At 45.0% G+C, this 18,687-nt stretch carries 15 protein-coding genes; 4 read left to right on the top strand and 11 right to left on the bottom strand.

Going from position 1 to position 18,687, the window contains the following annotated elements:
* Position 1: 1 nt before the first annotated feature.
* Positions 2-1,135 carry a class Ia ribonucleoside-diphosphate reductase subunit beta gene (nrdB, locus tag D5I41_RS15685; RefSeq protein WP_119010592.1) on the top strand — a complete coding sequence of 378 codons (1,134 nt, stop codon included), beginning with the start codon at positions 2-4 and terminating at the stop codon, positions 1,133-1,135.
* Between the two features lie 22 nt (positions 1,136-1,157).
* Positions 1,158-1,439, top strand: a complete 282-nt coding sequence (yfaE, locus tag D5I41_RS15690; RefSeq protein ID WP_119010593.1) for a class I ribonucleotide reductase maintenance protein YfaE — start codon at positions 1,158-1,160, stop codon at positions 1,437-1,439.
* 271 nt (positions 1,440-1,710) lie between these two features.
* Here yfaE and D5I41_RS15700 read toward each other — a convergent pair whose 3' ends face one another.
* A complete protein-coding gene (locus tag D5I41_RS15700) occupies positions 1,711-2,046 on the bottom strand; it encodes a hypothetical protein (protein WP_119010594.1) in 336 nt (111 codons plus the stop codon).
* Positions 2,047-2,264: 218 nt separating this feature from the next.
* Complete coding sequence (locus tag D5I41_RS15705; protein ID WP_119010595.1) at positions 2,265-3,524, bottom strand: molybdopterin-binding protein; 1,260 nt, start codon at positions 3,522-3,524, stop codon at positions 2,265-2,267.
* A gap of 214 nt (positions 3,525-3,738) precedes the next feature.
* On the opposite strand from D5I41_RS15705, the gene D5I41_RS15710 reads away from it, so the two are divergent.
* A complete protein-coding gene (locus tag D5I41_RS15710) occupies positions 3,739-4,608 on the top strand; it encodes a DUF3943 domain-containing protein (protein ID WP_186811099.1) in 870 nt (289 codons plus the stop codon).
* A 231-nt stretch (positions 4,609-4,839) separates the two neighbouring features.
* On the opposite strand, the gene D5I41_RS15715 is transcribed toward D5I41_RS15710, so the two are convergent.
* From D5I41_RS15715 to D5I41_RS15740, 6 genes are all read right to left on the bottom strand, one after another.
* Entirely contained in the window at positions 4,840-7,128 is a 2,289-nt protein-coding gene (locus D5I41_RS15715; protein WP_119010597.1) for an acyl-CoA dehydrogenase, read from the bottom strand.
* 29 nt (positions 7,129-7,157) lie between these two features.
* On the bottom strand, positions 7,158-7,820 hold the full coding sequence (psrA, locus tag D5I41_RS15720; protein WP_119010598.1) for a TetR family transcriptional repressor PsrA: 663 nt from the start codon (positions 7,818-7,820) through the stop codon (positions 7,158-7,160).
* Between the two features lie 424 nt (positions 7,821-8,244).
* The gene (gene nhaA, locus D5I41_RS15725) at positions 8,245-9,429 is read right to left on the bottom strand and encodes a Na+/H+ antiporter NhaA (protein ID WP_119010599.1); all 1,185 of its coding nucleotides are present in this window, start codon (positions 9,427-9,429) and stop codon (positions 8,245-8,247) included.
* A 253-nt stretch (positions 9,430-9,682) separates the two neighbouring features.
* A complete protein-coding gene (locus tag D5I41_RS15730) occupies positions 9,683-10,798 on the bottom strand; it encodes a lipocalin-like domain-containing protein (RefSeq protein WP_119010600.1) in 1,116 nt (371 codons plus the stop codon).
* 9 nt (positions 10,799-10,807) lie between these two features.
* Complete coding sequence (locus tag D5I41_RS15735) at positions 10,808-13,261, bottom strand: ABC transporter permease (protein WP_119010601.1); 2,454 nt, start codon at positions 13,259-13,261, stop codon at positions 10,808-10,810.
* Positions 13,242-13,913: an ABC transporter ATP-binding protein gene (locus tag D5I41_RS15740; RefSeq protein ID WP_017030064.1), complete on the bottom strand. Its 672-nt coding sequence runs from the start codon at positions 13,911-13,913 to the stop codon at positions 13,242-13,244. Before D5I41_RS15740 ends, D5I41_RS15735 begins: the two co-directional genes overlap by 20 nt.
* 167 nt (positions 13,914-14,080) lie before the next feature.
* On the opposite strand from D5I41_RS15740, the gene D5I41_RS15745 reads away from it, so the two are divergent.
* The gene (locus D5I41_RS15745; protein ID WP_119010602.1) at positions 14,081-15,520 is read left to right on the top strand and encodes a DUF2867 domain-containing protein; all 1,440 of its coding nucleotides are present in this window, start codon (positions 14,081-14,083) and stop codon (positions 15,518-15,520) included.
* A gap of 398 nt (positions 15,521-15,918) precedes the next feature.
* On the opposite strand, the gene D5I41_RS15750 is transcribed toward D5I41_RS15745, so the two are convergent.
* From D5I41_RS15750 to rsuA, 3 genes are read right to left on the bottom strand one after another with little or no spacing between them, the layout of a single operon-like run.
* Positions 15,919-16,608 carry a DUF2913 family protein gene (locus tag D5I41_RS15750; protein ID WP_119010603.1) on the bottom strand — a complete coding sequence of 230 codons (690 nt, stop codon included), beginning with the start codon at positions 16,606-16,608 and terminating at the stop codon, positions 15,919-15,921.
* Positions 16,605-17,798, bottom strand: coding sequence for a Bcr/CflA family multidrug efflux MFS transporter (locus D5I41_RS15755; RefSeq protein WP_017030067.1), 1,194 nt, complete (start codon positions 17,796-17,798; stop codon positions 16,605-16,607). Before D5I41_RS15755 ends, D5I41_RS15750 begins: the two co-directional genes overlap by 4 nt.
* 19 nt (positions 17,799-17,817) lie before the next feature.
* On the bottom strand, positions 17,818-18,516 hold the full coding sequence (gene rsuA, locus D5I41_RS15760) for a 16S rRNA pseudouridine(516) synthase RsuA (protein ID WP_119010604.1): 699 nt from the start codon (positions 18,514-18,516) through the stop codon (positions 17,818-17,820).
* Positions 18,517-18,687 lie beyond the last annotated feature (171 nt).

The raw sequence follows: 18,687 nt of genomic DNA on the forward strand, positions 1-18,687 counted from the left end.
GATGACCTATAGTACTTTTACTCAAAACAAAAATGACCAGCTTAAAGAACCTATGTTTTTGGGACAGCCGGTTAACGTTGCTCGTTATGACCAACAAAAATTCGAGATCTTCGAGAAGCTAATCGAGAAGCAACTGTCGTTTTTCTGGCGCCCGGAAGAAGTGGACGTATCAAGCGACCGTATCGACTACAACAAGCTTCCTGACCACGAAAAACACATTTTCATCAGTAACCTGAAGTACCAAACACTGCTTGATTCAATTCAAGGTCGTAGCCCGAACGTAGCGCTACTGCCACTAGTCTCTCTACCAGAAGTAGAGACTTGGATTGAAACCTGGTCATTCTCAGAAACGATTCACTCACGTTCATACACGCACATCATCCGAAATATCGTGAATGATCCTGCCACTGTATTTGACGACATCGTCGAAAATGAGCACATTCTAAAGCGCGCAAAAGACATTGCACACTACTACGACGACCTTATCCAAGCGACTAATGACTACCATCGCTACGGCGAAGGCAAGCATGAAATCAAAGGCGAAATCGTAGATGTGAATCTTCATACATTGAAGAAAAAGCTTTACGTATGTCTGATGTCAGTTAACGCCCTAGAAGCCATTCGTTTCTACGTGAGCTTTGCCTGTTCATTCGCCTTCGCTGAGCGCGAGCTTATGGAAGGTAACGCGAAGATCATCAAGCTGATTGCACGTGATGAAGCCCTTCACCTATCTGGCACGCAGCATATGATCAACTTGCTACGTAACGGCCAAGATGACTTTAGCTTCATGCAGATTGCTGAAGAGTGCAAACAAGAGTGTTTTGACCTGTTTAAAGAAGCGGCAGAGCAAGAGAAAGAGTGGGCGGAATACCTATTCAAAGACGGCTCTATGATCGGTCTTAATAAAGACATTCTTTGCCAATACGTAGAATACATCACTAACATTCGCATGAACGCGGTTGGCTTGGATGCTGCTTACCCTGAAGCAACAAACAACCCTATTCCATGGATTAATGCTTGGTTATCTTCGGACAACGTTCAAGTTGCACCACAAGAAGCTGAAATCAGCTCTTATCTTGTGGGTCAGATCGATAACGAAGTGTCTGCGGACGATTTTGAAGATTTCGAACTTTAACAAAGAGAGTCAGGCTTAAACGATGCACAAGGTTACAATTAACAAGGTTACCAGTTTAGTTAATTCGAAAAACACCACACTTCTAGAGTCTATGGAAATGTCGGGGTTAAAACCTGAATTTAACTGTAGAGATGGTCATTGTGGAGCCTGTCGCTGTAAAGTAAGCTCTGGTGAAGTTGAGTACATTGGTTTCGCCATGGCTTACTTAAAAGAAGATGAAATCCTGCCCTGCATTTGTCGGGCAAAGTCAGACCTCAAGCTTGAAGATGTTAATGTTCATAACGACATACGTTCCGCGTCTTAGCTAGCCAGAACAGTTCCTGAACAGTCCCTAAAAAGTAAAAGGCCCCAAACATCTTGATGTTTGGGGCCTTTTTTGTATTTCGTATTAAGCTCTTACACTTATACCAATCGTACTAAATAACGGGTCATCCTAGCTTGTTAAAATACTCGATGACTGCGTTAGAATTTTTGATTGTAGAATAACTACTTATCGAAAAATTCTGCCTTGTCCTCGAGAATTTTTCCTACGCTATTTCTGATCACTTACTTAATGTGATTGGTATTAGAAGCAATTAACCAGCGACGACAGGTACCCAGGTATAGGGAGCTTCGGCGTTATTAAAGCGATTGCGGCTTTGACGTACCATCCAGTGATTATTTCCTAGCACGGTCTCAGCATCGTTTTCACTAACATCTTTACTGCCCATTAAATGTCCATCATCGTCAAACAATTTGAGTCTATAGTTAGCGGTTTGTTGAACTCGGTTATTGAGATTTGCACGGTTGAGGATAGAGACACTTCGCCACATAGCCAGCAAATTAATTTGATCTGAATGATCAACCTCTCCGAGCAACACCTGATCCGTACCTACTTTGTACCAGATCTCAATCCTTGATTGGTTTTGCATAACATCCTCCCTAGCCGTTAGTGAGCCAACCCTTTTTCAAGAGCGAGCCACCATTATAAACCTCGTTGCACCGTAGAGAAGTAGTGAATTATTCTAAATTAGAAACACCTAGATAATTTCTTAATTTACAATCACTTAGCCTTTAGAACAAAACGTTATATTGTAATCAAAGGGCTAAAAGTGCTGGTCGAGCCTGTTAACGAAAAATGCAGAAAAGATCACAAAGTGGTTATGCTGGACGCGACTCTGGTCACACTTCCGTAGTCTACAAACATCTCTTCATCATTTAAGTGACGGCGTAGCATATCGATAGCGATAGCAGAAATCACTACATTGCGCGCCTTGAAACTGTAATCTCTTTTAAATACAACGGATTGGGATAGGATCTTATCCTGTGTCTCAAGTATAAATTGCACGCCACCTGACTCTGTATTCGCTATGATTAACGCGTTACTGCCTGATCTTTCGAATAAAAATCGCTCATATAAGCCATCGATTGTGTTTAAATAATCACCAGACTCAGAATGACTCAATAAGTTAGAAATGTTCACTGAATTGATATCGACATGGTGTTTAAGTGAAGCATCTGACAACCAATGATGGAAGTATCCTTGGGTAGCACAGTCAAACACATTAAGTCCTATTCCCTGCTCTTTCATCAATGAAATCGTAAAGTCACGAACTTCTTGATTTACCGATAGCGTATTTAAGGATAGTTCTTGCTCGACGCTAGCAATAAACCCATTGATCTGTTCGCTGGTGTCGCTGTAGAAAACCTTTACTTCGATAAAGGGTAATGCCGAGCGATACCCTAGCGACACGCCAACAGGCAAATCTAAGGCCTCTATCTGATTGGCAATGCCTGATTCCGATAAGCCAAAGGTATAGATGCGATGAATCTGTTTCTGGCTTACTGAAGAGAAGTTTTGCTGAATGTGAGGGAGGATCTCTCCTGCCACCATCGTCTTAAATTCGTGAGGAACCCCTGGGGTGAAATAGCATAGAGCACCATGAATATTCACCATAAAGCCACAAGCTGTGCCTCTAGGGTTGTCTAGAATCACACTGCCTTTAGGTAGCATCGCTTGCTTGATGTTCGATGAAGGCATAGGTCTTTGCCACTGTTGATACATAAGCTCTAAACGCTCAACCCACTCGCTATAAAGCTGTAACTCTACACCGGCACATAAAGCAGCAGCTTCAGCGGTCAAATCATCACTGGTTGGCCCAAGACCTCCGTTCACGATAACGATGTCGTGGTTATCAGCTAGGATAGAAATCCCCTCAGAGATGGCCTGTAAAGAGTCTCCTACCGTGGTACGAGTCGTCATTTGAAAACCACGCTCAAATAAAAATGCAGACAACCAACTGGCATTGGTATCGACTATGTCACCAAACAGCACCTCTTCACCAGTACTAAGCATTGCAATTCGAGGCGTTTGCACTACACGTGCTTCATCTTTTTTTTCTTGAGTCATAATCTGTGTCTTTAATTGCAGAAGGGAGTTTAAAATAAAACAGTGTTAGGTTAACAAAAAGTTAACTACACTTCGTAGTGTTTACGCCGTGCCGTAAAACAAAAATGTAATAATCGTAAGTCACTGTTTTATTTAGCCATAAAATAATAGATAATTGTGAAATGGATCTAAATATTTTGCATGGGAGCATCTAGTGCAGTTTAAAAAAATTGCCATGTCGTTGTTAGGCCTTTTTAGCACTACCGCTGTCGCTGAGTATGACACAAGTAAACATATTGAGTTCTCTTATGTCCCAAACTGTGAGAGTTCATATCAATATTGTGCCAATAAATCAGTTAATTACTCAGCCTTATCATTAGATGATCATGAGCCTGATCTAGAGTTAGACGCAGCCAAAACTCCTATGTACCTCACTATCTCTGATGGTCGTGACTGGGATTACCTTGCGGAACAAACCTATACCATTTTAGGTTTGAGTGTCGCAACAGTAGGTCTTATGACTCTTCTTCCTGAAAGTATCACTAAATGGGAAGACGATGACAGAGACCTGAGTAAGTTGGGTGATAAGTGGGTTGAAAATGTAAAAGCGGGTCCCGTATGGGATCGAGACGAACACGTTCTCAACTACATAATGCACCCTTACTTCGGCGGTGTGTACTATACCGCGGCAAGGCACGCAGGATTTAATGAGTTTGAATCATTTGCCTACTCCTTCACTATGTCTACTTTCTTTTGGGAGTACGGTGTAGAGGCGTTCGCAGAAGTTCCATCATGGCAGGACCTTTTTGTAACACCCGTTTTTGGTGCTGTGGTCGGTGAACTCATGTTGCAAGGCGAACAGGAAGTATTAGCCAATGGCGGTCGTGTTTGGGGCTCAGAAACCATGGGAGGAATCTCTCTGTTTTTCTTAAACCCTGTGGGCAAGATTCACTACTGGATAACGGATTCCTGGGGTGGAGACACAGAAGCAAGCTTTGTCACCAACCCATGGTTTGGTTATCAAGATGCAGCTGTATTTGCGTTAGATGCTGGCGCACCTTATGACAGGCAGTTCATTGGTATGCAGGTCAGTTTAAAGTTCTAATACCAATCACAGTAAGTAAGTGGTCAGAAATAGCCTAGGAAAAACGCGGGATAACAAGGCAGAACTTTTTGATAAGTAGTCATTCTACAATCAAAAATTTTAACGCCGTTATCGAGTGTTTTAACAAGCTAGGATGAGCAGTTATTTGCTACAGTTGGTATAACCTAAAGTTCAAACGAAAAAATCGCGCCTAGGCGCGATTTTTTTTACTGCATCCTCTACTACTTAGAGTTATGCAGCATCATCGTTTACTGGGCGAATGCCCTGTGGTCTTTCGGTACGAACTTCCCCAAAGTCATGGCTAAAGTGATCCACTTGGATAGCACGGTAACGAAGTTTATCCGCTTCAAGCACTTTATTGACCTCTTCCTGAGACAAGATCCCCAGCTCTTTCGCTAAGCTGAGCTTTTGCTGCAGAGGTTGTTTCTTGTCAATGCGTCCATCACGAATCGCCTTAGTCACCTTTTTCTCAATAGGCGCAACAGACAACATGGCGTCAAACGCTCTTTCCATGATACCAACGGCGTCGTCTTCTTTATTACTCACATAGCAAAGTTTGGTTAAACGCTCTCTGTGTTCACCCTGCTCCATGAGTAACTGAGCCACTTTTAGGGTCACGGCATCACTTGGTGGTTGGAAATGATTACCAATAGGGAACACCAACGCCTTCATCGCATATTTTGCCCAACCTACAGGGAAGTTGTCATACGCCTGTTGCAGAGCTTTCGCACCATTGTGTAAGCAGTGCTCTACGGCATATTGTACAAACGCGAGGTCTTTTTCTTGTTCGCCTTCGTCGTGGTATTTCTTTAACGCCGCTGAAGCCAGATATAGATAGCTCAACAGATCACCTAAACGCGCTGAGATCAGCTCTTTCCGTTTAAGGTCTCCACCCAGAGTCAACATTGCAAAGTCAGAGCTCACAGCAAGCGCACGGCTCAACCTCGTCATGTGCTTATAGTAGCCTTTTGTTTTGCCGCTCACTGGCGAAGATATTAAGTGCGAGCCAGTTAGGGCTGACCCCAGAGCGCCTAAGCTGTTTTTAGTCGCATGGGTAATATGTTTAAACAACAAGGTATCAAACTTACCCGCAGCTTTATCGGTATCAGCCTCTGAGGCTAATTCCATCTCACTTAACACATAAGGATGGCAACGTGTTGCGCCTTGACCAAATATCATCAAGTTACGAGTTAAGATGTTAGCGCCTTCCACGGTTATCGCAACTGGGATACCGTAGTAGTGATGTGACAAGTAGTTCATTGGACCTTGTTGAATCGCGCGCCCCGAATGGATATCCATAGAATCATCAAGAATAGTACGCGCCATCTCGGTCATGTGATACTTAGCAATTGCCGTCACAATGCCTGGTTTCTCTCCGCTATCAAGCGCTGTCGTAGTTAAGGTGCGACTTGCTTCTAATAGATACGTTAGCCCGCCTATTCGACCTAGGCTCTCTGCAACGCCTTCAAAACGGCCAATAGACAAACCAAATTGTTTGCGAACCAGCGAATATGCACCCGTTGTTTTAGCCGTTAGGTGCCCTACTGCCGCGCCAAGTGCGGGTAATGAAATACCTCGGCCTGCTGATAGGCATTCAACTAGCATACGCCAGCCTTTACCTGCGTAGTCGGCCCCGCCAATGAGCCAGTCAATTGGAATGAATACTTTCTCACCACGAGTCGGCCCGTTCATGAACGCAAGCCCTAGTGGATCGTGCCTCTCACCGTTTTCCACCCCAGGGTGTGAGGTTGGAATGAGCGCACAGGTAATACCAAGGTCTGTGCCCTTGCCTAATAAATTTTCAGGGTCTTGAAGTTTAAACGCTAAGCCCAGTACCGTAGCGACGGGGGCGAGAGTGATGTATCGCTTATTCCAACTTAGCTCAATGCCTAATACGGTCTCGCCATTATGTTCTCCATAACACACATGGCCACTATCAGGGATCGCACCCGCATCGGAGCCTGCTTCAGGACCGGTTAATGCAAAACATGGGATGTCTTGACCATCGGCTAATCGAGGAAGCCAATAGTTTTTCTGTTCATCAGTACCATAGTGGGACAACAGCTCACCAGGGCCTAAAGAGTTAGGCACCATCACTGTCACAGCAGCACTTAAGCTTCGCGAAGCAATCTTGGTCACTATGGTAGAGTTCGCAAGGGAAGAGAACGCTCGCCCTCCATATTCCTTAGAGATGATTAAAGAGAAGAATCGCTCTTTCTTTAGGTAGTCCCACACTTCCTCGGGAAGGTCTCTGTCCTTTTTGACGACTTGATAGTCATCAATCATATCCAACAATGTCTCTACTTGGTTATCAACAAAGCTTTGCTCTTCAGCGGTTAAGGTAGGTTCAGGGTAAGCGTGCAATTTCTCCCAATCTGGCGAACCGGAAAAAAGGTCTCCTTCCCACCAAACACTACCCGCTTCCATTGCCTCTCTCTCAGTGTCTGACAGTGGCGGCAATACTTTCTTGAACATCTTAAATGCTGGGTCACTAACCCATTTCCTTCTATATGAAGTCATAACCTTCCCCTTCCCTTAATGGTTAATCTTTAATCTGCGCACATACCCGAGGCCAAAAATGGAACAATTTGATCGAACATGGCTTCGACATCGGTATTTACTTCAAACTCACTATTGGCGATCTCTAATAGCGCCTCACTTGAGGCCATAGTGAAAACACACGTCCCCAACGTAAAATGCAATCGCCAAAACAATGTTTCTTTGTCTAGATTTGGATTCGCTTGAATAACAGCCTGAGTGAACCTATCGAGCACGTGTCCATAACGCGTTGTAATGAACCATCTAAGGTGACCTTGCACATCGCTGTAGCCTCTGCCTACAAGCAGTAAGAAGCGACTCGCTCCCCTATCAAACTCTTTATCAAGATTGGTTAATGGGGCCTTTAGGGCGTAGAAAACATCTGTCATTGATACGTTCGTAGTTACATCCGTAAATACATCCGTAGGAACATTCGTACGCAAGTCTAAAGACTCAAGTTCACGTTCAAGCTGTGGCATAAACTCTTCTAAATACCGATCGAGTACCGCTCTGATCAGCGTTTTCTTATCCCCAAAGTGATAATTCACCGAGGCAAGATTGACATTGGCTTGGCTGGTTATGGCGCGCAAAGACGTGTCTTTAAAGCCTTTCTCTGCAAACAAAGACTCTGCGACCTCTATGATCTTCTGTTTTGTTCCCAATCTTGCGCCCATATTCAATCACCTGTATTAAACACACGTTTGAATTTAACAAGAGCGCAACATGAAAGCAACAACAAAAGACAGAAGAGATCTGACCAGATCACATTTTAAGCAACGCAAGGGCGATTTAGTTATTTAAAAACAGTGTGTTAAGAAATCTAGGAAAATAGTTGGGAAGGATCACAAGAAAAATAGAAATTTAATTGAACTCTTTCAGTGAGTCCCAGTCTTATATTATGTAAGCAACAGAGCAGTATGAATTAGCTTTGAATGAATTCGATTTTTTACTGTTGATTACGACCACTGTTATTTCTTTTGACTCCTATGTTTTGTATAAGCCCAGTCCGATTTGATTGGGCTTTTTTTTGTCCAAATTTTACCCATAAAAAAAGGGAGAGCTCTACAGCTCTCCCTTTCTAATCATCAATTCTTACTATTAAGACTGAGCTTCCACTGTTGAAGCTTCGTTCTCAGCCTCTGCCTTCTTTGGGAGCGATACGCTCAGCAAGAAGTAACCTATCACAGCCGCTAGAGTTGAGCCCATCAGGATACCCAATCGTGCGTGTGTGTTGAAGTCAGCATTGGCACCCGTAAAGGCGAGTGATGCAATAAACATCGACATGGTAAAGCCGATACCACATAACACAGATACTGCGAAGATATGGCGGAAGTCGATACCCGCAGGAAGCTTAGCAACGCCCGCTTTAACCGCTAACCAGCTGAAGCTAAAGATACCCAGTGGCTTACCTACTAGTAGGCCAAGTGCGATACCCATAGGTAGAGCTGAGCCCAAGGTCGAGAACGAGATCCCTTCTAGTGATACACCTGCATTTGCGAAAGCAAAGATAGGTAGAATCATGAACGAAGACCATGGGTGCAGTGCATGCTCAAGATGTTTCAGTGGAGAGTGCTCGCCCTTGTTACCTTTTAGAGGGATAGCAAAACCAATTACAACACCTGCTAGTGTAGCGTGTACGCCAGACTTAAGAACTGCGAACCAAAGAATCGCACCCACTAATAGGTACCATTTCAATGGAGTCACTTTCTTGTGGTTCATGAAGAACAGCAAAGCTGTCATCGCAAAGCCGATAGCCAACGCCGTTGTAGAAAGATCACTGCTGTAGAACAGAGCGATAATAACAACAACACCAAGGTCATCAATAATAGCCAGCGCTAGTAGGAAAACCTTTAGGCTTACTGGTACGCGCTTACCCAGTAGTGCCATGATACCTAGAGCAAAGGCGATATCTGTAGCCGCTGGAATAGCCCAACCCGCTAGTGCATCAGCATTGCCCATGTTAAACAGTACGTATACTAAAGCAGGTGCAACCATACCACCTACCGCTGCAATAGCAGGGAAGATAGCAGTTTCACGAGACTTTAGAGCTCCTTCTAGGAGTTCACGTTTTACTTCCAAACCAATGAGCAGGAAGAATAGCGCCATTAGACCGTCGTTTACCCAATGTTCAACAGACATGCCTAACACGTAAGAATGGAGAGCGCCTTGATAAGCTTCGTTAAGAGGAGAGTTCGCCACAATCATCGCTAGCGCAGCTGCGATAACAAGGATGATGCCTCCGGCTGATTCCATCTTAAAAAAATCTTTTAGCATTTGACTCATATTTAAACCTATACATTTGTGATTCGAATCACACAACTAAGTGGCAGCTAGTCTACCTATTGTTACCGTAAAAAAAATTCGATTCTTTATACTAAACACTTCGGAATATACGAAGTAACAAGTAGGATGCCTATAGTTGAACCATAACAAAAGGCAAAAAAAAGCCTCTGAGATACTAAAATAATACAAAAAGAATTTAGTCTAACATCCTCCGGGGCAACTCAACCTAGCCTATATAGAGTAGACCAATAAGTCAGTAGCCGATCAATTGAAGATAACCCGTGGCATTGATACTGCCTGAGGCTTCAATTCGACCTGACCATGAAGGTATAGAAAGATTTGTCCACTGCTCAAGACGCGACGTCTTAGCCGTCAGAAAAATATTGTACTCAGGCACATTTACCACCCATTGCAAAGGCAGGGTCTTGCCGTTACTTAAGGTGCTAGAACCAATAGCGTGAATCTCTATATCATCATGCTTAAGTGCTACGTGACCGCCATCGGGTGTGTAAATGTTGCCATAGTTGTAGGCGTCTATATCTCCATGATGACGAGTTTTCGTCACAGACAGCACTCTTCCATCTTGGAGCCTGAACATAAACTGATTATAGCCCCTTTGATCCTCACCAAGGATGTCAGTTCCCCATACCTGATTGAACACCGCCATACCAGACACCTCTATAGCTTGATTGCCTATGGTCAGTGTGCCTGAGCTATTAACGTAAGGAGCAGCATAACCATAGAACGCTCTAGACATCAGCTCGTGAGTTACCTGATAGCCATTTTCTCCCAGCGGGATATAAGGCTTATCCAGACTATTGGCTAGACTAATGTCAAACTGATCCGATGAAATGGACAACCGACCCGGCATTGGAAAGCCGGAGAAAGAGCGCAGAGTCCAATTATCGATTGAAAGCTGGTATGGGCGCTGGCGCATACCGACCAAGCCTATCCCACCTCTCGCAAATCGTTGATCTCGAAACACTTGGTCTGGTGTGGTGACAATGGCTTGAGAGGTATAAATCTGTGGAGACTCCCAGCCTGTTCCCTGATCTTCAGACATAGAGATTCGAAATAAAAACCACTGCACAAGGTATTCATTGCCTTGGTCATCATTAAGCATGGCAATGTATCGCCACACTTCATGCTGAAACTTAGGATGCATTCGAAAATCGTTGGGAAAATTAATTCTAGGACCAGGCAATACCGGCTCAAAGGTATCATCAACCTCACTCTCAAGATCTTCTATGGTCAACAGAGGCTGCTGATCTGCGCTCCAAAGTTTATAAATCCCTATCCCCACACCAATAGAAAGTGTCACAAGAATAGTGATTAACAAAAATAGACGTTTATTAAAGGTTATTTGCATTCTTTCGCTCTATAACGCATCACGCAGTGATTTCATCGGTGTACGACGAATCACTTGCAATACAGGTATGGCTCCCGCCAACATTAAGGCTCCAACAGTGAGTGCCAATGTACCTAAGTAATCCCATGGAACCACATGCAACTGCATACTCCAGCCAAAGGTTTTCTTCAAAATAAGTTCTACCACATTGCTCGCGAGCGCCATGCCTAGGGGAATCGCCACACATGAAGACACCAAACCAAATGCGAACAGTTGTGCCCCGCCCACAAACACCAGTTCTTTTCCTGAGACTCCAAGACAGCGAAGCAAGGCAACATTGCGCAATCTCGACGCCTCGCCAGCAAGAGTCGCGAAGAAGATACCAAAGACGGCGACGATCAAGGTTAGGTTGCCTAAGGTATCAGTAATGCCGAAGGTTCTGTCAAAGATCTTCAGCGCCTGCTCGTGAATGGTATTGTTGTTGACCACCCGCTCTGCCGGCGTTCGATAGATAGAGATTAGTTTCGAGGTCAGGCTATCGGCTTTGGATTTATCGTTGAGCACGACCCCTAAGCCAATGCTTCCTTGTCCTGGCAGTAACAAGCGCCAGCTATTCTCCGATAACAAGACCTGATCATAGGGGTTTCCATAATCATAATAGACCCCTACCACACGCCATTGCTGACCAACAGGGGCAGGCAGAGAAATGTAATCCCCGACTCTAATGTTTCGTTTCAGAGACATAGACTCACTGATCATCACGCTACGAGAATGATGTAAGTGATGCCAATAGTCTGGAATGGTGACCTTCTCTGATAACGAACTTTTCTCTCCAGCACTATCACCTGTGCTGACAAGATTAATATTGCTATCAAGGGTCACCAGTTCAGTTTCCCAGCGCTGCCATACTTCTTTCACTTCTGGCTGTTTTTCAAGCCAAGCGGTCATTCTAGGCGCAGCATTGACTGTGGGATGAATATAGACATCCGCTGCAAGGCGCTGAGATAGCCACTTATCAGTGGTTTCTCTAAAGCTTCCCACCATAGTTTCAACGCCGACGTTCGCGGTTATCGCTAACATAAAGGCCATTAGCGCCACACCACGATAGCTCATGGAAGCCGCTGCATCAGCAAAGAACCAACGCGCTCTCACCCAGCGTAGACGATAGGAAAGATAGGTGAATAGCTCAAATATGATGTACGGCACTACTAAAGCAACGCCCACCAGCATAAAAGCGAGAATGCTAAACCCAGCATAAACCCCTTCACCAAACTGAAGAATAAATACAGCGGCAAATAGACAAACAGCAGACAGTACCGCTTGCCAGAAAAATTCTTTGCCCGCAAAGCGAACTAGGGATAAACGAGCAGTCAGACGAATTGGCTGTGAACGTATCAAGCGGACTAAAGGCCACGTACAAGAGAGTAAGACCCCCAAGATCGCCATACCCAAGCTTTTAAGGCTCCAAGTCCAGCTCCAATTGATCACAAGATCGATACTTGCGTTATAAATAGCGCCAATACTCATAGACACAGCAGGCAGTAATTGATTGGCGAGCATTAAACCCAAAACATTACCTGAAAGCCAACTCACCACTACCAGAATCACCAACTCTAAACTGAGAGCAGCCACCAACTGCCCACCGGAAACACCTATTTGGCGCAGCACGCCAACAACGGTTTGCCTTTGAATGAACGAGAGCGACATGGCTTGATAAAAGATGAACAAACCAATTAAGAATGACAGCATTCCCATTGCAGTGAGATTGAGATGGAAGGCTTCAGTTAGGGAGACCAATTCTGCACGAGTATTTTTACGCAAGCTCATACCCTCAGGGAGCATGGCGCGAATCTTATCCAGCTTTTCTTGGCTCATATTTCCGCAGCCAATCAAAGAAAAGCCTGTGCCTCTTCTTAGATTACGAGTGACCGCCATATCAACGATAAGGTTGGAGCCCTTAACTAACTTTTGGTGATCCACTACAAGAGGGCCTAGCTCTTTGCCGTCATGCAACTTAAGGCGTTGACCCTCTTCCCATCCCATGTACTTCATGTAGGTGTGATTCACCAACACAGGATATGGGGGCTGCATCATTTTAAGTATTGGGTTTTCTAGAATATTAGTTCTAAAAAATACTTCAGCAGTTGCCAAAGCATCAATGCCTAATAGCTGAACTTCGCTCCCCTCATCAGTTCGAGTGCGGTAAATATCAAACGGAATACATTGATTGAATCCTTCACGACGCATCTGGACATAGAAGCCCTGAGGAATGGTATTAGAATTACTCTTAGATTGGATACGGTAAGGCAAAGGGTTTGAGAAAAGGCGTTCACCGTGTGTATAGGAGAGCTTGGCATGTTGGTTAATGGCTAAAACACCCACCAATACCGAAATACCAAGGGACAGCCCCAGCCAGACTAAGATCATCTGCAATGGGTGCCGCTTGTAATGACCGAGTAGCGCTTTAGCTATGGGCCATAACATGCAGTTGCCCTCCTTGCAGACGCGCGGTCTTTTCCATATAGGCTGCAACTTTCTCACTGTGTGTCACCAGCAGTAAGGTGCAGTTAAATTCTTTGGTTAATGAAGAGAACAAGCGCATCACCGCTTCTGCATTCTTTTCATCTAGGCTACCCGTTGGCTCATCCGCCAAAAGAATCGACGGCTCCATATACAAAGCTCGAGCGATAGCGGCACGTTGTTGCTGTCCACCAGATAGCTCTTCTGGATATCGGCCCAATAAAGGCATGAGGTCTAAGGTAGCTAATATCTGACGCCACAACTGGCTGTTTTCAGGTAGGCCCTTTAACTGGCGGCAAAAGCGAATATTGTCAGCAACGTTAAGTGTGGTTAAAAGGTTATATTGTTGAAAAACATGGCCAATGTGATTGCGACGATAGCGAGTACGATTATTCTCTTTGAAATTATGCATGTCGTAATCGTCAAACCAGATTTCGCCAGAGTCGACTTTATCTAGGCCTGCGATCAGGTTCAGAAGTGTACTCTTACCTGCGCCAGATTCTCCCATAAGTGCTATTTGCTCACCTCTGCCAATCGTTAGATCAGCACCCTGTAATACCGGGTGAAATTCTCCACCGTCAACAAATCCTTTGCTAACACTTACCAGTTTCAACATTAATGGTTACCTTTTACCCATCTTAAGCTCACCTAAATATTCAATCTCGATAATGAGGGGTATCTTTTGAAAAATATGGTGTATTTTTCAGCAAGATCATGAAAAAGTGAGGGTTTTCTGCAAATAGTATACTCTTATCTATAGGATAGAACCAAGCAGGAATCAGGATGAACTCAAAAAAGGTATTGGTGGTTGGCGCGTCTGGCTATGTAGGCTCACAACTTGTACCACTGTTGCTGGAAAAGGGACACCAAGTTACTGCTAGTGCTCGAAACCCGATACTGCTGAAAAGCCGGATTACCAACCACCCTGATCTCACGTTTGAAGAGCTAGATTTAGCCAACAAACAACGGACGCTGGACGTGGTTAACGATTACGATTTAGTATTCTTCTTGGTGCATGGTATGAACCATGGCCACGACTTTCTTGAATATGAGTTATCACTGGCTCATCACTTTGCCGATGCACTTAATCAGAACCCTATTGGTCAGGTCATCTACCTAAGTTCTCTGCAGCCTCAAACTGGTGACTCTGAGCACCTTAAAGCGCGTCGAGAGACGGGCAATATTTTGCGCCAAACCAAGGTACCGATTATCGAACTTCGCGCAGGGGTTATTATCGGTCCCGGTTCCGCCGCCTTCGAGATCATGCGCGATTTTGTCTACAACCTACCCGTGCTTATTACGCCAAAGTGGGTAGATTCGCGAGCCAACCCTATCGCACTGCAAAACCTTAATCATTATCTCTTATCTTTGGTCAATGAAACGCCAACTAATAGTGAGTTTTATGAGGTCGGTGGCCCGGACACCCTCAGCTATCGAGAGCAATTTAAGCGTTTATGTAAGGCCACCAATAATCGATACCGCCTATTTGCCACTCCCCTACTGACTCCCGGCATGGCTTCGGTATGGCTAGGTTTGGTTACTTCTGTACCCAGTAACATTGGGCGTGCATTACTCTCGGGCCTAAGCCACGATTTCGTTGCAGACTCTCAAGCAATTCGCACTCGCTTTCCTCAGACTCTTCTTTCGTACCAAGAGATGATCACCGATACACTCAGCCATGAAGATGAGTTCGCTCGCGGTAAGGTGTGGGGGTACGACCCTGCGGCTCTAAAACGTTGGCAACCAGGCTATGGTTACTTCCCGAAACAAGCAGGCGCCAGCATCACCACATTAGAGAGCTCTGAAGACTTATGGAACGTAGTGAAAAAGTTAGGAAGCCCTGAGGAGGGTTACTTCTTTGCCAATGTTTTATGGCGCACTCGAGAATGGTTAGATCTCTTTGTCGGAGGCGGCCGTCCTAAAAGACGAGTGCCTGAAGGGCCAAACTTAAAGGTCGGTGACAAGATAGACTCGTGGAAGGTGATTCGTATTAAAGAAAACCAGTTTCTTTCATTGCTGTTTGGCATGAAAGGTCCCGGACTAGGACGCTTGGAATGTACCATTATTGACCATGGTGATCACAGAGAGCTAGACGTTCGCGCCTGGTGGCATCCAAAAGGCTTTTTTGGACTCCTCTATTGGTACGCAATGTTTCCTGCACATCTGTTTATTTTTAAGGGGATGGTGAGGGCAATTTGTCGGAAAGCTAGAGTCGAAATTTAAAGTGATTAACGACCAGCTTTCAGCCTAACTTGCATACACTGAACACGTCATTGCCGTAGTCTTTTCTGGGTCGGCACCCCGCTGAGCCGGCATCCCGCTGAGCCGGCACCCCGGTCGGTAATTTCTAGACTCTTGAGATCCCCGATAAGTGCACTCGGGGATGACAAGAAACAGGCTTTAAGCTACGAGCTTCCAGCATAACTTTTCCTACACTGCAAACACTGAACACGTCTTTACTTAAGTCTTTTCTGGGTGGCACCCCCGCTGGGCAGGCATCCCGCTGGGCCGGCATCCCGCTGAGCCGGCACCCCGGTCGGTAATCTCTAGACTCTTGAGATCCCCGATAAGTGCACTCGGGGATGACAAGAAAAAAGCTATCAGCTATCAGCTATCAGCTATCAGCTATCAGCTTTAGTTTGATATTCATCTAATGAAAACCCAAGAGGAATTTCAGCAAGAATCGGGCCTTGGTTGCTTGGGTAAATTAAATACTCACCGTGGTATTTAACCTTAGATTTATAATCTGTCTGCTTGTGAAGAATCATGCCGCAGCGCAATGCTTGTTGAATGAATTGCGCGTGATTGCCTCGAACATAAAAGCTCATTGGACGCACTAGCTCTTCACCACCATCAAAGCAGGATTCACATTGATCGGCGCACAATACAAACGAGCTTTCACCATCGGTAAATACCTGGCTTTTTGCAGATTCAGTCAGGTCATACTCGTTGGTCACGCTCCAACCTAGCCCTTCCATATCGTCCATTAACTGTTCGATCTGTTTATCTAAGACAGGTTTCACTTGTAAGTCTTTACCAAAGAACATGCCATAGAAGTCTGATAAGGTTTGAAAACGCGCATAGAGCCCCGTTTTGCTCCCTTGGCTTCGGCCCTGCTTCTGCCACACAATCAAGTCTTTTGCCATCAAGGTAGCAAAGCGTTTTTCCTTGATGCTCTTGGTAATCCAACGCAGCAAAGAGTTAGTATTGCTTACTGGCGTATCCGCCAATTTCCCAGATTTATGCTGTTGGTCTATGTCCAACAAAGCCGCATCGACTAACTCAAGCATTTGTTCTGCGTAGCTTTTCACTGTTTAGATTCTCCGTACACTTTATAGATTACGATAGATAACACGGCGCAAAGCGCCATCATAGTCAGCATTGGCCAACTTTCATCGCCCGGTAAATGAGCCACAATAAAGCCCATTAAAGAGCCAATACCAAAACGTAAGGTGCCTGCAATGGATGAGGTTGTGCCAGCCATGTTCGGGTATTTATTTAACAATAGGGCCATACCATTACTACCAATAGTAGAAATGGTACCCACATAAAACATCACGCAAGGCACGATAAAGACTAAACCAAGATCAGCCACCCAGCAGATGAACAGTCCTATGCCCGCTAGAAGCTGAATAGTCAGTCCAAACATGATCATCTTGTTTGAGCCGTACTTCTTCACTACTCTGCCATTTAGCGTAGTAAACATCACCAAGGTTAAAACATTTAGACCAAATAAGTAGCCGAAGTCTTGTGGCGCTACGCCATAGATATCGATATAAACAAAGGCACCCGCGGTTAAGAATACGAACATGCCCGAGAATGAAAACGCGCCACATAAAACCAGCCCCATCGCTTGGCGGTTTCTAAGCAGCCCTGCGTAGTTGCGTAAGGAGGTCCGTAGATGGAAAGGCTGTCGATTTTCTTTCGCCAGAGTCTCTGGGATTTTGTAATAAATAGCCACCAGCATGATGACAGAGAACACCGCTAGGATACCAAAGACCGCTCGCCAACCTGCAATAACTGAAACATGGCCACCAATCAGCGGAGCAACCAGTGGCGCGACAGTCATCACTAGGGTGATAAAAGACATGGTACGAGCAAAATCTTCTGCCTCAAACATGTCCCTAACCACAGCTTGAATCACTACAGCGGCAGCCGCGCCTGCAAAGCCTTGCAGTAGCCTTACCCACACCAACATTTCAACTGAATGTGTAAAGGTACAGCCAATTGCGCCAACTAAGAACAGGCCTACACCACCAAGCAACACGGGCTTTCGACCAATACTATCGGCTAATGGGCCATAGAATAACTGACCGACGGCAAAGCCTAAGGTATATATAGTTAGCGTGATCTGCACGTCCCCTGGCATGACACCAAAGTCTTCGGCAATCGCAGGCATAGCAGGCAGATACATGTCTATAGCAAGGGGCGTTAATGCGGAGATCGCCCCTAATAGTACAAACATCATGAAACTCAGCTGAGTCGCTGATGGTTTCGTCATAGTGTTTTTATCCTAGTGATTATTTTTTGAAGATGGAGTCGATCTCTTGTTGAGTCAGATCGCGATACTCCCCAAGCTCCAGTGTGTCATCAAGTTCGATAGCGCCGATGCGCTCTCTATGAAGCCCCACAACCTTGTTACCTAGCGCGGCAAACATACGCTTCACTTGGTGATACTTACCCTCGTGAATAGTCAGCAGTACTTCTTTCTCACCCACTATTTCCATTTGCGCAGGCAAGGTCGGTTCACGCTCATTGCGAAGTAGTATTCCTTCGGAAATCTGTTGCTGATAATGATCTTGCACAGGATCTGCAAGCCATACTCGATAGGTCTTATCACATTTGTGTTTAGGAGAGGTAATGCGATGCGACCATTGCCCATCATCGGTAATCAGAAGCAGACCGGTAGTGTCCACGTCTAATCGACCTGCAAAGTGCAAGTCTTCATAGCGAACCTCGTCAATAAGAACGAATACCGTATGATTGAAACCATCTTCATGAGAGCACACCACCCCCTCAGGCTTGTTCATCATCAAGTACCTTGGTCCACGAAGAACAATAGGACGGTCTTGCCATTCAACGGTTTGCCCGTCTTTGACTTTAACTGAGCCAGATTTCACTGCAGCGTCATCAACCGTTACATCACCACTTTTGATCAACTTAGTGGCGTCTTTACGGCTAATGCCCAGCCCATCACACAAATACTTATCTAAACGCATCTTAACCTAGGAGTTTTTAAAGGTTTGAAATATCGCCCTACCGCGTCATAGCGAATCTACGACCCTTGGTACGAATACCAATAAAGAAGAAAAGTTAAGCCTAGTGGGGATATTCCTTTTTAAGGAAGTCGGATAGTATAACTGGTTTGAATGATTCAAACTTCAATTTTT

This window comes from Vibrio superstes (genome assembly GCF_003569005.1).
Taxonomy (GTDB): Bacteria; Pseudomonadota; Gammaproteobacteria; order Enterobacterales; family Vibrionaceae; genus Vibrio; species Vibrio superstes.

Bases quoted from the DNA above. Each gene is read 5' to 3' on its own strand.
- D5I41_RS15740 (WP_017030064.1), bottom strand. From the start codon at position 13,913: ATGTTGAAACTGGTAAGTGTTAGCAAAGGATTTGTTGACGGTGGAGAA.
- D5I41_RS15710 (WP_186811099.1), top strand. From the start codon at position 3,739: ATGTCGTTGTTAGGCCTTTTTAGCACTACCGCTGTCGCTGAGTATGAC.
- D5I41_RS15715 (WP_119010597.1), bottom strand. From the start codon at position 7,128: ATGACTTCATATAGAAGGAAATGGGTTAGTGACCCAGCATTTAAGATG.
- D5I41_RS15730 (WP_119010600.1), bottom strand. From the start codon at position 10,798: ATGCAAATAACCTTTAATAAACGTCTATTTTTGTTAATCACTATTCTT.
- yfaE (WP_119010593.1), top strand. From the start codon at position 1,158: ATGCACAAGGTTACAATTAACAAGGTTACCAGTTTAGTTAATTCGAAA.
- psrA (WP_119010598.1), bottom strand. From the start codon at position 7,820: ATGGGCGCAAGATTGGGAACAAAACAGAAGATCATAGAGGTCGCAGAG.
- nhaA (WP_119010599.1), bottom strand. From the start codon at position 9,429: ATGAGTCAAATGCTAAAAGATTTTTTTAAGATGGAATCAGCCGGAGGC.
- nrdB (WP_119010592.1), top strand. From the start codon at position 2: ATGACCTATAGTACTTTTACTCAAAACAAAAATGACCAGCTTAAAGAA.
- D5I41_RS15700 (WP_119010594.1), bottom strand. From the start codon at position 2,046: ATGCAAAACCAATCAAGGATTGAGATCTGGTACAAAGTAGGTACGGAT.
- D5I41_RS15755 (WP_017030067.1), bottom strand. From the start codon at position 17,798: ATGACGAAACCATCAGCGACTCAGCTGAGTTTCATGATGTTTGTACTA.
- D5I41_RS15735 (WP_119010601.1), bottom strand. From the start codon at position 13,261: ATGTTATGGCCCATAGCTAAAGCGCTACTCGGTCATTACAAGCGGCAC.
- D5I41_RS15705 (WP_119010595.1), bottom strand. From the start codon at position 3,524: ATGACTCAAGAAAAAAAAGATGAAGCACGTGTAGTGCAAACGCCTCGA.
- D5I41_RS15745 (WP_119010602.1), top strand. From the start codon at position 14,081: ATGAACTCAAAAAAGGTATTGGTGGTTGGCGCGTCTGGCTATGTAGGC.
- rsuA (WP_119010604.1), bottom strand. From the start codon at position 18,516: ATGCGTTTAGATAAGTATTTGTGTGATGGGCTGGGCATTAGCCGTAAA.